General features: G+C 43.4%; 14 protein-coding genes and 2 tRNA genes. 4 read left to right on the top strand and 12 right to left on the bottom strand.

The features are described from left to right. Positions 1 to 252: 252 nt before the first annotated feature. Positions 253 to 1,149 (bottom strand): MBL fold metallo-hydrolase, encoded by an 897-nt coding sequence (locus G3570_RS02985; RefSeq protein ID WP_165139008.1) that lies wholly within the window; start codon positions 1,147 to 1,149, stop codon positions 253 to 255. Between the two features lie 249 nt (positions 1,150 to 1,398). Next, complete coding sequence (locus G3570_RS02980; RefSeq protein WP_165139006.1) at positions 1,399 to 1,773, bottom strand: co-chaperone GroES; 375 nt, start codon at positions 1,771 to 1,773, stop codon at positions 1,399 to 1,401. Positions 1,774 to 1,911: 138 nt separating this feature from the next. Here G3570_RS02980 and G3570_RS02975 point away from each other — a divergent pair, with 138 nt between their 5' ends. Beyond that, on the top strand, positions 1,912 to 2,763 hold the full coding sequence (locus tag G3570_RS02975) for an SDR family oxidoreductase (RefSeq protein ID WP_165139517.1): 852 nt from the start codon (positions 1,912 to 1,914) through the stop codon (positions 2,761 to 2,763). Positions 2,764 to 2,785: 22 nt separating this feature from the next. On the opposite strand, the gene G3570_RS02970 is transcribed toward G3570_RS02975, so the two are convergent. Continuing rightward, on the bottom strand, positions 2,786 to 3,598 hold the full coding sequence (locus tag G3570_RS02970; protein ID WP_165139004.1) for a tetratricopeptide repeat protein: 813 nt from the start codon (positions 3,596 to 3,598) through the stop codon (positions 2,786 to 2,788). Between the two features lie 138 nt (positions 3,599 to 3,736). Then, positions 3,737 to 4,234 carry a hypothetical protein gene (locus G3570_RS02965; RefSeq protein ID WP_165139002.1) on the bottom strand — a complete coding sequence of 166 codons (498 nt, stop codon included), beginning with the start codon at positions 4,232 to 4,234 and terminating at the stop codon, positions 3,737 to 3,739. Positions 4,235 to 4,794: 560 nt separating this feature from the next. On the opposite strand from G3570_RS02965, the gene G3570_RS02960 reads away from it, so the two are divergent. The 3 genes from G3570_RS02960 to G3570_RS02950 all read left to right on the top strand — a co-directional run bounded on the left by G3570_RS02960 (position 4,795) and on the right by G3570_RS02950 (position 6,008). Continuing rightward, the gene (locus G3570_RS02960; RefSeq protein WP_165139000.1) at positions 4,795 to 4,977 is read left to right on the top strand and encodes a hypothetical protein; all 183 of its coding nucleotides are present in this window, start codon (positions 4,795 to 4,797) and stop codon (positions 4,975 to 4,977) included. 99 nt (positions 4,978 to 5,076) lie between these two features. Continuing rightward, positions 5,077 to 5,499, top strand: a complete 423-nt coding sequence (locus G3570_RS02955; RefSeq protein WP_165138998.1) for a hypothetical protein — start codon at positions 5,077 to 5,079, stop codon at positions 5,497 to 5,499. A gap of 47 nt (positions 5,500 to 5,546) precedes the next feature. Beyond that, complete coding sequence (locus tag G3570_RS02950) at positions 5,547 to 6,008, top strand: hypothetical protein (protein WP_282958215.1); 462 nt, start codon at positions 5,547 to 5,549, stop codon at positions 6,006 to 6,008. Between the two features lie 668 nt (positions 6,009 to 6,676). Here the strand turns inward: G3570_RS02950 and G3570_RS02945 are convergent. From G3570_RS02945 to G3570_RS02910, 8 genes are all read right to left on the bottom strand, one after another. Further along, positions 6,677 to 6,753, bottom strand: a tRNA-Pro gene (locus G3570_RS02945). Positions 6,754 to 7,065: 312 nt separating this feature from the next. Continuing rightward, complete coding sequence (gene mce / locus G3570_RS02940) at positions 7,066 to 7,470, bottom strand: methylmalonyl-CoA epimerase (protein ID WP_165138994.1); 405 nt, start codon at positions 7,468 to 7,470, stop codon at positions 7,066 to 7,068. 73 nt (positions 7,471 to 7,543) lie between these two features. Then, positions 7,544 to 9,139 (bottom strand): phosphoglycerate dehydrogenase, encoded by a 1,596-nt coding sequence (gene serA, locus G3570_RS02935; RefSeq protein ID WP_165138992.1) that lies wholly within the window; start codon positions 9,137 to 9,139, stop codon positions 7,544 to 7,546. A 12-nt stretch (positions 9,140 to 9,151) separates the two neighbouring features. After that, positions 9,152 to 9,742: a ribosome biogenesis GTP-binding protein YihA/YsxC gene (gene yihA / locus G3570_RS02930; protein ID WP_165138990.1), complete on the bottom strand. Its 591-nt coding sequence runs from the start codon at positions 9,740 to 9,742 to the stop codon at positions 9,152 to 9,154. Beyond that, positions 9,742 to 11,244 carry an amidophosphoribosyltransferase gene (purF, locus tag G3570_RS02925; protein WP_165139515.1) on the bottom strand — a complete coding sequence of 501 codons (1,503 nt, stop codon included), beginning with the start codon at positions 11,242 to 11,244 and terminating at the stop codon, positions 9,742 to 9,744. The genes yihA and purF overlap by 1 nt, the downstream gene beginning before the upstream one ends. A 201-nt stretch (positions 11,245 to 11,445) precedes the next feature. Further along, positions 11,446 to 12,129 carry a hypothetical protein gene (locus G3570_RS02920; protein WP_165138988.1) on the bottom strand — a complete coding sequence of 228 codons (684 nt, stop codon included), beginning with the start codon at positions 12,127 to 12,129 and terminating at the stop codon, positions 11,446 to 11,448. An 872-nt stretch (positions 12,130 to 13,001) separates the two neighbouring features. Continuing rightward, positions 13,002 to 13,073: transfer RNA gene (locus tag G3570_RS02915), tRNA-Gly, on the bottom strand. A gap of 195 nt (positions 13,074 to 13,268) precedes the next feature. Next, positions 13,269 to 13,727, bottom strand: coding sequence for a cupin domain-containing protein (locus G3570_RS02910; protein ID WP_165138986.1), 459 nt, complete (start codon positions 13,725 to 13,727; stop codon positions 13,269 to 13,271). Between the last annotated feature and the right edge of the window lie 7 nt (positions 13,728 to 13,734).

Raw genomic sequence — 13,734 nt, 5'->3', positions numbered from 1 at the left:
GGTCTTTCTATCTACCCTGATTGAATTTTCATAAAAAACTCTGCAACCAATAAAGCCTCTTATGTTGAGTCTGTCATGCTACTTGAACTTTCGCATTGCTCGCCGCGGCAGCATTCTTCCGTGTTGATACCGCAGTTTGCACATTGCCCATGGCCGTGTACCCATACGATACCGGAATTTGAGCCACAGTAATGGCAACGGAACTCCTGCTCCCCTTTAACATTATGTGTCTTATTAGATTCCATGAATTACTTATCGCTCCATGACCTCCTGATAAACGACATCCAGATTCTGTGACAAGGTCCACCAGTCAGCATATTGAAAGTTGTCAAAACCTTCCAGCGCTTCGAGATCGATGATTTCTTCTTTTGACATACCGGCTTCTACTCCCTGTTCCACGTGCTCAACCATGGCGGAAAGATAACTCCGCATTACGGCCACATCACTCTTATCGCCTGTAACCCCAAATTCGGGTTTTCCGTGACCGAATATATAGATGGCATCTGCCGGATACTCTTCTTCTACTTCGGCTAGAACCTTAATCCAATTATGTATCGAAGCTCCTGCCGGACGGTCGGTATAGGGATTCATCCGATTAAAGACCAGATCACCCATGTGAACTACGTTGGCATTTTCAAAATAAATTACAGAATCACCGCTGGTATGAGCATTCCCGTAGTATTTGGCGTGAACGGTTTCCGATCCCATGTCTGCTTCCCAGCTGTCCTCATAGGTAGTAGTCGGGTAGGCCAGTTCGGTATCGCTTTCACTCTCCTCATTAGCTTTTTTCATCAGGGCGGGTACGTTTTCATGCGCCACGATAGTTTTTGCCACCGGCTGAAAAACAGAGTTCCCGCCTGTATGGTCCCCATGGTGGTGGGTATTGATAAGCATATCCAGAGCCTGAGATGTTTTATCCTGCAGGCCTTCCAGGCAACCCTTCGCCGTCTGCGGGTACTGGGAATCGATGACCACAAATCCGTCATCCGCGACCAGCCAACCGATGGTACCGCCCCGGTCAGTAAAGTATCCTACATTTCTCCTGAGGTCTGTAAATGTCCCCGCTTTAAATGCAAAAAGCTTATTAAAAGGAAGAAGAGTAGCCGCAGTGGCCATGGAAGAGCGAACTAAAAATTGACGGCGATCCATAGTGTATGTGGTTTAGTGATGTTGTTGTTTTAGGATATTAGAAATAATAAGCTCCGGCAAAGCCGCAAGTCGGTCGGTAAAAGAATTCAGAATACAGGAGTCAGAATCCGGAATGGTACTTACCTCGTTTATATAATAACCTACTTGGCTATGTCAAAGAGTTTCTCAAAGTAGCGCAGAGTTTCACAGAGGCTTATCAAATTTTACAAAACATTCTGACTCCTGAATTCTGAATTCTGACAACCTGCCCTATACCCTTTCCTCATCTCGTATCAGTAACAAAATAGACCCGTGTGGCACTATAACATACTTTTCATTTTCAAACTCAATTTCGTGTGAGCTACTTTTCAAAAATATGGCTAAATCCCCCTCCTTGGCCTGCATACCGATATAGCGAGTCTCATCAACATTTTCCTTCCATGACTCATCCATTTCATTTGAGGGAATCGGATATCCCGGTCCGGTTTTAATGACGTATCCGCTCTGAATTTCTTCCTTTTCTTTAACAGTAACCGGCAGAACCAGACCGCTCTTGGTGCGGGTCTCCATATCACGAGGCTTTAACAGTACCCTGTCACCAACTACAATGAATTTGTCAACGGTATTCAAATAATCCTGAATCATTTGATTGCTACAACTTGTTAAGAATTAATGCTTAATGTAAGCTTGTTTTACGACAATTTGAACATTTTAGTTCATTGGACGTACAGCTCAGCATCAACTACGTAGTCAACTAATTAGAAAAAACGGTCGTTCATGAATATGCAAAATAAATTGTGCATGGTCACCGGTGCAAATTCCGGCATAGGAAAAGCCACCGCTATGAAACTGGCTGAACAGGGAGCTTTTGTTGTGATGGTTTGCCGGGACGAAGAAAAAGCGAACAAAGCACGCGACGAAATTATTAATAAAACCGGCAATACCGGAGTTGAAGTAATGCTGGCTGATTTTGCCTATCAATATGAAATCAGGGAGCTTGCCGACCATTTCAAAAGTAAGTTCGACGAGTTGGATGTGCTGGTAAATAATGCCGGTATGATCGCCTCACATAGAGAGGAAACTATCGATGGTATCGAGAAGACTTTTGCCGTCAATCATCTGGGCCCTTTCCTGCTAACCAATCTCTTACTAGAACCGCTTAAAGCTGCTGAAGAATCACGCATTGTAAATGTATCTTCTGAAGTCCACCGGCTTGGGGCTTCTGTCTTTGACCTTTCCGACTTGCAGCTGACGCAGGGTTTCACGCCGATAAAAGCCTACGGTGTCAGCAAACTCTGTAACATCATGTTCACGCGAGAACTGTCAAAAAGACTTGAGGATGATGGGATAATCGCAAATGCTCTTCATCCGGGTGCAGTCAGCACCAAATTGGCTGAAGAAGCGAGCTGGCTCATGAAACTGTTTTATTTTATCGGTACACCTTTTATGAGATCACCCGATAAAGGCGCCGAAACGCCTATTTACCTGGCGACCTCCGATGAGGTCAAAGAGATCAGCGGCAAGTATTTTAAAAATAAGAAACCGATACAGCCTGCCGGTAAAGCCCTTGACGAGGACCTATGTCACAAACTTTGGGAAATTAGTGAACAACTAACCGCGCTAAGAAATAATTAAAGAATAATTAAGGCAGCCACTCTTACATCCCAAACTCTTGCTCCAACAATTTCTGCGCCCTGTACTTGACGTACCGGTCAGGAATTAAGAAATCCCGTCGAGGTTCCATCTTCATGATATGTTCCAGGTGATTCCTGGCTTCATTATTTCTGTCAAAACTCATCAGGATTTCAGCAAATAAGAGTCTATTTGTTGGATGTCCGGGAGCAATTTTCATGGCTTTTTTTACAAGCTCAAGAGCTTTTTTATCCGACGGCCATCCCATAAGAATCGGGATTTTTGGAGTATGAAAATAAGCTTGGGCCAGAATTCTGTAACCTCCGCCTCCCTGGTACTGCTCGTCCAATTCAATAATCTCTTCCCCAAGATTCCGCACCTTCTTTGCCACTCCGCTTGTAGCGGCAGCCATAAATCCGTGCACCTTGGCCCATCGCCCCAAGTTTGCGGCATACCAAAATTTAATTTCAAACGCTTCGGGATAGCGTTCTGCCAGCTTCTCACCCAAGTCTCTGCCCTTATCATATATCTCCTTTTGCCGGTCTTCATCAAGTCCCAAAAACATGCCTTTGAAGTAATACGATTTAAGTAAAAAGAGTCCCGCCTGTTCAGGTTTTTGATTCTGATTATAGGCTTTCTCAAAAGCATTAATGGCGTTATCAATGTATTTGGGTACCGCACGGAAAGAGTCAGCTTCGACAGCGCGTTGTTCGTACCATTTCATACCCTCTTCAAAGGCGCTGTTTTGTGCCTGCAGGAATTGAGGAAAGAGCACTAGAATACTTAGTACAATAGGAAAAATGATTCCGGAAAGCCGTGAGGAAAGTCCTCTTGTCATAAATTCTCCGTTTCTGTTGTTGGAATTACTTCCATTATCATTAAAAACAGGGAATAAACCGCTATCATTTACTAAAATTATTCTATAGCAACATCACCCGTCGTCAAGACAAGCACTACGCCAGTACGCAATAAAATTTTAGAAAAACCAGAATCGTTTGAAGCGAATCAATTTTGAACGTCTGGAGAGGTTCTTAAGCTTATTGGAATCCAAACCATATTCGGAGGGGTCATGGCCGAGTTCCTTTAATAATTCTTCTCCCTCTTCCACACCCAGGTTATCTAAAAACAGGGAGAGTTGCTTACGATCATATGAGCGGTATCTGTCTTCCACCAGTTCAATAATGCGTTCCCATTTATTAGGGTTCACCGAAAGTTCGATGCCGAGTCCGATGGCATTCTCCCTTATGTCACCCTTCAGGAAGGTATCCAACCGGTCTTCCAGCTTCTCTGGAACCGGTTCTGTACGCAAAATCTTGGGCCCGGGATCATTTTCTGTGGCTTTGGGGAAAAAGCTTTTCCACATCTCATTGGTCGAGGGATGGTGATAATAGACCACCCAGTTCTCTGCATCCTTACGCAGCTGGGTCATCTCGCGAATCAAATTTAACTGCTGATTATAGTCTAGAATATACATGTGCAAAAGGGTATTGATGGAATCTGCATATTTAGACTCAAAGTCTAACAAAAGGTTCCCTGTCAACCAACAGGATGAGAAAATTGTAATGGAGGGGTCGAGGAGGGAAGTATCGATCACTAATTATTAGCCCTTAGAACAAGAATAATTGTGATTAAATAGGCACTATCAGTAATTATATGGTATTCAAGTTACGGCAAAGTGCTAATTAAACAGCCTGTTGCATGCATGCTCAAGATTAATTCGGATGATTACGTGTTTAAAGTAAGATTTCCTGTAACTTCTTAACATGAAGAGAGAAATTTTATTGATCGGTAGAGTACTAAAATTTATAGGTAAGACAGTTCTATTGACACTGTTGTTAGTATTCTTAAATATATTACTTCTATATCTGACAGAAATTACCGGTTTATATGTGACCAGTCCAAATTCCCTGTCGAAACCCTATGTAAACCATTTCAAGAACATCTACAGGACATTACCTTTTTTCATTGTGTATGTGGGATGGTTACATTTTTTAACTATCATAGTCTATCATTGGATCGCAAAAAAACAGCTCTATGAGTCGATTTTGGGAGTATGTAACCGGCATTTCAATCGTGCTCTTTCTTTTTCTTTGCTATGCTATAGTGGTAGAACGAGATTTAGAAATGTTATACCAGGGACTTTTGGTATACCCGCTGTTGGGAATATTTATGGTATTACTTCATAATATGTTTTGGAAAAATAAGGCCATTGAATAATTCTGACTGGAATATTTAATTCATGAATGAATATTGTTGCTAATCGATAAATCATATTACCTGAGGCTGAGGCTCCCATCAGTACACATACTGGTCTCAGTGCTATTCCTGATTGTATTCAACAATGCTTCCTACGGACAAGATAACGAGGAATGGAAACTGGAGAAGGTTATAACAATTTACTCTGAGGAGGGCGAAGAGAATACCGTTATAAACTTTAATGAAGATTCAACCCATGCCTTCTTTCGTATAGTGAACAAGGGAATGGAAACAGAGGAAAAGCGCGATCATGCCATAAAGCGTCATAAAGAGAGTCGGTTGCCCTTTCCCAATTTTTACACTGACTTATATACCATTTCTAAACCCAAAAATATTAATTCATTAGAAGGAATAGATTATATAACGGTAGAGGAGTACAGAAATGGCGGCTATTACCTGTCTAATTCAGTAACTCTAATTTGTGAAATGAAGAATGGTACATTCTTAAAATGGGAAAATGCATATCATATGGCATATGAATAAAATCAGACTATTTGTTCATTAATCAGACCTTCAATTGTTGATTCGATATGAAAAAGCTTTTCAGCAAATCACTGTTACTCCTTTCGGTTACTGTATTGTGTTCATACTCGCTAGCGTTGGCTTGTGATTGCATTCCACACAGTATGGAAGAAGATTTTGAATCGGTTGATTTCGTCATACAGGGCAAGGTAACAGATATCAAAGATCTTGATTACTCAAATATTGAATCTACCCTGGCATACAGGCTGAATCCCGAATATGTGGATTCCGCCGGGTACTATGTAGAAATAAATGTCAGCCAAAAGTTTAAAGGATCCGTACCGGATACAATCATCATTACACCCAGTTGGTCGGGTTGTGATTTCTTCTTCAGGATAAATTCGGAGTATGTAATTTTTGGGTATCGTAATTCAGATGGACATTATCACACAAATATCTGTACAAAAACCTTCAAATTGGATGACACAAAACTGAATAGGTTCAAAGCAGTAATTGAAAAGGGTAATTGAAGTTTCCAACCTGAATAAATTGAGAATCAAATTAACTTTCACAGACTGTCAGAAAACAGCCATCAGCCTATTCATCAATCTAAAAGACGAACAATAACAATCAGAAATAGATGGGTAAACTATTCGCGAAAACATGCCTATTGGAAATATTCATAGTATTTATAAATGGCTGTGCCTCAAGTAACTTGAATAGTCAGAGTACCAATTCATATGCAATTGAAAGGTATCAATCGGAGGATCGCGCATATTTAAGCCTCAATTTTTACGATTTTGATAATAAAATGACCCAATACCTGCATTTTTTCATATAAACGGAATAGTATTTGGCCCAAGTGACAACTATCAAAATCACATTATTCCTGTGATGCCTGGTACTTATTACATAAAGAGTGGGTATGTTGGCAAAGAATGGTCGAATGCTGAAGTTACTGTAGAAAGGAAAGAATCCGTTGTAGTAAAATTTTATTTAAAGGATAATTCAGAACCTCTCTACAGTTTCAATTAGCGATGTTGAAATAATGCGGTACACTTTACCAACCTCATTTAATCCCTTCAATTATTCACTTTACCCATTATTAGGACTGCGTAAATCAATTCAATCCGTGTCATCCGTGTTCTATCAAATAAAAAACCCTTGCACAGCTCAATGCCATGCAAGGGTTTCATCGTGGTCGGGACGACAGGATTTGAACCTGCGACCCCACGACCCCCAGTCGTGTGCGCTACCGGACTGCGCCACGTCCCGATTTAAAATTCATCCTTCCAAAGTTGTTCAAATAACCCAAGATATAGCCATCTAGATAGATGCTTCGTCCGGCAGGCCTTACTGCGCCCGTTCATCGAAGCTTTTGCGTAGATGAACCACGTCCCGATTAAAATCTCAGAAAGATAACTTGAAATGAGAGTTCACAAACGTTAGGGGTTCTCATTTCAAGACTCCAAAGATAGGGCTGCAGAGTTCAAAACTCAACCGATATCATTGTCTGATCGACAATTAATTCAATCACAAGACATTTCAATTTTTGCAAAACAAGGTATGCCTGAAATTAGCTCCTCATTATGTGCTCTGGCAAATCTCTACCAAGACTCCATTATTGTCTTTAGGATGTACAAAAGCTACCAGCTTATTATCAGCCCCGCGAGAAGGTTCGTCACTCAGTACAGTGAATCCTTCTTTCCGCAGACGCTTCATCTCCGCGTGAATATCCTCCACCTCAAAAGCCACATGATGCATCCCCTCCCCCTTCTTTTCCACATATTTAGCGATAACCGAATCATCAGCTGTTGCACCAAGCAACTCAATCTTCGACTCCCCTGTCTTAAAAAAGGCAGTATTCACCTTCTGGGACTCAACTTCCTCCTGCTTGTAGCATTCCGTTCCCAAGAGCTTTTCGTATGTCGCGATTGCTTTTTCAAGATCTTTAACCGCAATACCTATGTGATCGATATGTTTATTAGCCATGAGTGTTGAGTCGTTAGTCTTGAGAGTTAAAACTTCTCACTTTTGCCATTTGCCTTCTGCCTTCTAACTATACTTAGTTCTCTGACAGGCTGATATACCTCAACGACTTCACCCCGTCCAGATTCAAAATAGGTTCAAGTTCTTTGTCAGACATCTTCTTATCGACAGAAACCGCTGTGATAGCATTGGATCCTTTTTGCGATCTCCCGAGACTGAGTGAGGCGATATTTATATTCTGCTCGGCCAGCGCGCCGCTTACGGCAGCAAGCATACCCGGCTTGTCAAGGTTCTGATACATCAGGATATCGCCTTCAAGCCTGAGCTCAATACCATAGCCGTCAATTTCCACGATCCGGTAGTCATCCTGACCAAATACCGTAGCGGAAATATTTTTGTAATCCGACTTTCCATTCAGCTTCACGGTTATCAGATCATTGAACGTTTTGGTTTCACTGGCCATAGTCTCTTTGATTTTAAAACCACGATCTTCGGCATATACCCTGGCATTGATAAGATTTACCGCTTCACTGACATGCTGACTCAACATCCCTTTTAGAATGGAATCAGTTAATACTTCGGCGTATTTAGCACAGGCTCCTGAGTATTCAAAAGCAAAGTCACTGGTATGCTCCGGTGCCAGCTGAATAGCCAGATTACCCAGCTTCTCTGCTACCTCCAGATAGGGTTGCACTTCTTTGTTGGTGATTAGGGAAATGGACTTGCCGTTCAGACTGCCTTTGAAGCTTTTTTTCTCCAGGGCATCTGACATCTGTTGCGCTATCTGCTCGGCCACCTTTTCTTGTGCCTCCTCAGTGGATGCACCTAGATGCGGAGTGCAAATAATTTTTGGATGCTTTATTATTTCATAGACTTCATCAGTAGGCGGCTCCTGGGAATAGACATCCAATGCTACACCATCGACATAGCCCTGATCAATTAATTCCGGCAGATCTTCTTCCTTGTATATACCGCCTCGCGCACAGTTAACCAGGCGTACTCCTTTTTTAAGTTTGGATGCCGATTCCAGAGAAATTAGGCCTTTTGTTTTTTCCGTCAGCGGGGTATGAACGGTAATATAATCGCTGCTGCCCAGTAATTTTTCCAGCTCTACCAGTTCCACTCCGAGTGACTCAGCTTTCTCTCTGGAGGCAAAGGGGTCATAGGCAATAACATTCATACCAAACTGCTGCATCCTTTTGGTTACTTCGGCACCGATTTTACCAAGTCCGATGATCCCCAGTGTCTTGCTGTGAACCTCGGTGCCCATATATTTTTTACGGTCCCAACCGCCGCTCTTCACTTTTTCAACCGATTGGGGAATGTTACGGGAAAGAGCCAGAATCATACCACAAGTATGTTCAGCGGTCGAAATCGTATTCCCGTCGGGCGTATTCATAACCAGAACGCCCCGCGTGGTTGCCGCATCTATATCAATATTATCTACACCAACACCTGCCCGGCCGACAACTTTCAGATTTTTAGCAGAAGCCAAGAGTTCAGGCGTAACGGTTGTGGCACTGCGGACCACAATTCCATCGTAATCGGCAATCTCTTTATGCAGTTCATCTCCGCTGAGGTTGGTCTTGCGAACCGGTTCAATCCCTCGCTCTTTGAATGCTTTTTCACAAAGGGGATCAACGTTGTCTAGTAGCAATACTTTGAAAGACATGATAGATAGTGTTTAATAATTAACGAATTCATTGATTAGATCCTGAATCTCTTCAATACCATTGCGTTTCTCTGAAGAGACAATGACGATGGGAACCTGTATATTCATTTCGTCCAATATGCGTTCCAGTCGAAATTTGGACTGATTCTGTTTGTTTCTGTTCAACTTATCAGCTTTTGAGAGCACTACGCAAAAAGGCATCCGATTGGTCCCCATCCAGTAAAAAAAGTCTTCGTCGAGCTGAGATGGCTTGTGACGGATATCAACCACGTGCACGATCAGCCTTAAGGTGCTTCTTTTGAGCAGGTAATCCCGTATGTCACGTCCCCATCGCTCCCTCTCTTTCTTGGATACCTTGGCATAGCCGAATCCCGGCAGGTCTACAAAATAAACTTCATCGTCTATCTTGTAATAGTTCATCTGCTGGGTTTTGCCCGGCGTATTACTTGTTCTGGCAAGATTTCCATGATTCATCATCGCATTGATCAGGGAGGATTTGCCTACATTCGATCGACCTGCGAACGTCACTTCCGGTAATTCCGGAGGCGGACACTGGCTCAAGGTCGGTGCACCGGTTACAAATTCAGCCTTCTTAAACTCCATCAAATAATCTCATTCTCTTCTTTAGCAATGCCGAAGTTCACGGGCACCGGATATTTTTCCGTAAAACAGGCCGTACAATAATCTTTGTCAAAGGGGTTCGCCTCTTTAACGGCATTAACCAGTCCATCTGCCGATAAATAGCGCAGGCTGTCTACCCCGATTTCCTCTGCCATTTTGGATATATCACGATTGAACCGATTGGCCATCAGCTCTTCCGGATTCGGGAAATCCATGCCGTAGTAACAGGGGCTGATGATAGGCGGCGAGCTCACCAGGAAGTGTACCTCCCGCGGATTTGCTTTACGAATCATATCCACCAGGTAACGCGAGGTGGTACCTCTAACGATAGAATCATCCACAATAATCACTGAACGCCCTTCTATGACTCCTTTAACCGTATTGAATTTGGTGCGAACTTTCTGCTCTCTGGATTTTTGACCGGGTGAGATAAATGTCCTGCCCACATAGTGATTACGAATCAGTCCGATTTCAAATTTGCACTCGAATCCAAGCTTCTGATTTTCATGTACATACCCGAGAGCTGCGGTATTACTTGAGTCAGGCACCGATATAACAATAGGCTTCTTATCAGCCGGTGCTTTTTGAATTACCTCTTTAATGGGATGCTCCTTGGCCAGATACTTGCCAAGATTGCGCCTGACTTTGTCCACATTTTCTCCAAAGATCTTGCTGTCAGGCCGTGAAAAATATACATATTCAAAAATGCATTGACTGGACCCCGTTCCATATTCCGGTTCAAGCTTATAGGAAGTCGGTTCTTTACTGTCAGTCGCTTTTTGGTCAATAACCAGTACCTCTCCGGGCTCTACATCCCGTATATATTCCGCATTGATAATGTCGAAAGCACAGGTTTCACTAGCCACGCAGTAACTTCCATCAATCTTTCCGAGAGCAAGGGGACGGAATCCATTGGGATCACGTACCGCAATTAACTTATCGTCGGTAAGCATGACCAAGCTGTAGGCCCCTTCGATCTGTTCAAGGGCTTCCAGAATCTGCTCGATCTGGGTATCTTTCTGGCTGTGCGAAATGAGATGTAATATCAGCTCGGTATCTGAAGTACTCTGAAACAGCACTCCCTCCTGCCTGAACCGGTCTCTAAGCTGTTTGGCATTGGCAAGGTTACCATTGTGTCCGATAGCAATATTGCCGTTGCGATAGTGCACCCTAAAAGGTTGAATATTTGCAGGGTTTTTGGATGATCCGGTCGTGGAGTAGCGGTTATGTCCGATAGCGGAGTTTCCGACCAGCTCATTTTTAAAAATGTTCTGATCGTCAAATACACTTAGAACCAACCCAAAATCCTTATGTGCCGGCATCGTCCAGCGCCCTTTCTCTTCATCGTAACTGGAGGTGACGATTCCTGCCGATTCCTGGCCGCGGTGTTGTAGAGAGTGCAAACCGTAGTAGGTCAGCAATGCAGCATCCGGATGATCATAAACGCCGAAAATGCCGCAATAATCGCGAGGTTTGTCAATCATTAAACTGGGTCGCATTGAGATGTTTTTTAGAAGAGAGCAAAGTTAAGAAAATCAATTGCTAATAGTAACTATAATTCGATGTCCGTGTTATATAAATAATAACCCTAAATATATGAATCTGCACTCTTTATAAGACCATGATGAGGAAGAAATTACCCGGCAACCTATTGATAGGAGATGAAAATAGGAATGGACTCAAATTTAAAACTTATAGGTCATACCCAGGTGAATGGTCAGCAGATTCGTGCCCGATCGGGACTCATCAAAGATCAAGTTGCCGCCCCGGTCTCGGGTTATCGATCCCGGTTGCAAGTAGCTGGCTTCTGATCCAAACAGGTACCGGGCTTTCAGGTTTACCATATAGGAATCCCGTCCCCCGTCATAAACTTCAACCTTTATGCCGCCACCTGCTCCATAGCTAAACGAGCTGTCGTCGTAATTTGTGGTGCTTGCAATATCCTCTCCGAAACCGTCGTCGTCACGAATGCTCGACTCAGTGAAGAGATATTTGATTCCTACCAGGCCATCCAGGTAAGGTCTGATACCATGAATTTCAGGCTCGAGGCGAAGAAACAAGTGACCGGTAAAAATATCGTAATCTGTGCGTACCTCCAGCAAAACCTCCGGTATATTGGTACTGATCGGCTCCAGCCTGCGATCCCTGCCATAGGTCATGATACCCAGCTCGAGCCCCGCATGCACAGGAAGCCTTGGTATCCTGAAGGCAATGCTGCCGTTGAGTCCCAGCGCGTTTCTATCCAGACTCTCCCTGAAGTCTGATTGAGGGATACCGAATAGAATATTGATGTCGGCATCAAAGTTCTGGGATTGTGCCGGAAGCGAAAATATGAAAAGTACCGGGACAAGGAGTAATGTTTGTTTCATAGCCGCAACTTATTTGTTTTGAGCAAATTAGTATAAATTTTTAGAAAGTACAGCAGGGTATTTGACAGGCCGATCATGCCGCACCGAGGTGTTGGACACTTGGGAAGCGTACTACAACTTAGTTGGGTAATATAGTCAAATCCAATGCTTCCGCAGCAGAGCGGCGGAAGCAGGAGACGAAGAACGTTATGCACTAGTTTGTCGGGAGTACAAATCCCTCAGAGCGCAAATAGGCTTTGAAATTTGCCTATACGTGAATGGACGCAGAGCGGCCGGGATACACGTTAACCGCGGAGCGATTGACGTGGCATTAATCGAAGCCTTGATTTAGATCGAGCCACCCAGAGGTGTAGTACACTTGGCAAGTCTGCTACACCTTAGTTAGGAAATATAGTCAAATCCAGTGCTTCCGTAGTGGAGCCACTGAAGCATGGATGACTATTTAATGATGTTTATCTTACTACGACATTAGCCCCCGGCTTCAGCCGGGGGTAGCGAACAGAGCTAAAAGCGGGCCCAAGATAAGTTAGTGGAATGGTTCGTAATCGAACCGCAGGGCCGGCAAGATCTCGGAAAAGCGTCAAGGATAGGATATATAACTAGTATTCTACTGCAATTTACCGTCTTATCACGCAAGGTATAGTACACTTTGCTAATGTACTGCACCCGTGTTGGGGCAAGATAATTAAATCCATTACTTCCGCAGCAGAGCGGCGGAAGCAGGAGGCAAAGAACATTAAGCACTAGTTTGTCGGGAGTACAACTCCCTCAGAACTATTCTCTTTTAGAGAATGGTTGAAAAACAAAAAAGCCACCACAAAAATGTGATGGCTTTAAGATTGAGCTCGCTCGCCGAAGCTTAAGCGAAGGTGAGCGGGAAACGAGATTCGAACTCGCGACCTTCTCGTTGGCAACGAGATGCTCTACCACTGAGCTATTCCCGCAAATCAGTTTTTCAAAGAGTCCCAAATATAAGACTCATGCCGCATACATATCAACAGTAATTTGAAAATAATTTAGATGATCATCTGCCCTTAGGTGTAGGACACTATATGCCGGCAAAGTCCTTTTGAGCTTATTATTCAAAAAATTATTGAACTGCTAAAAAGCATTTATGAAAGTGTACTATACCTTTGTGACTACCTCTTAATCTTCTCCAGAACTTTCTTATCACTGATTTCACGGTTCACTGACTCATCATCGGGAAGCTCGGGTTTGTCCCGGTACCGGTCTACAATGCAGATGAAGCCCAGCGGATCCTGCTTATCGGCGTGGAACTGGTGCATGGTATTGGGGGAGATAAAAACCACATCATGCAAGTCCAATTCGTGCAGCTCATCCCCTAATACTACCGATCCGGATCCACGGATGATCACCACGGAGTGCGGGTGTCGGTGTCGTTCAAAAGAGGTGTAGCCCCCCGGTTTCACTTCAAAGTATCTTGTCTGAAAATTGAGCTCCTGCTCATCCTCTCCCTCTCCCAGCAGGGAATAACGAGAGACACCTTCATAACACCCGGGGGTATCTTTATACTCTTTACGTGATACCGAATCCCACCGGTATTCACTGTTCTTAATCACTTTCGAATTATCAGACATAGCTGTA

The organism is Halalkalibaculum roseum, assembly GCF_011059145.1.
GTDB classification, from domain to species: domain Bacteria; phylum Bacteroidota; class Rhodothermia; order Balneolales; family Balneolaceae; genus Halalkalibaculum; species Halalkalibaculum roseum.
This window is presented reverse-complemented; position numbering and strand designations above follow the sequence as displayed.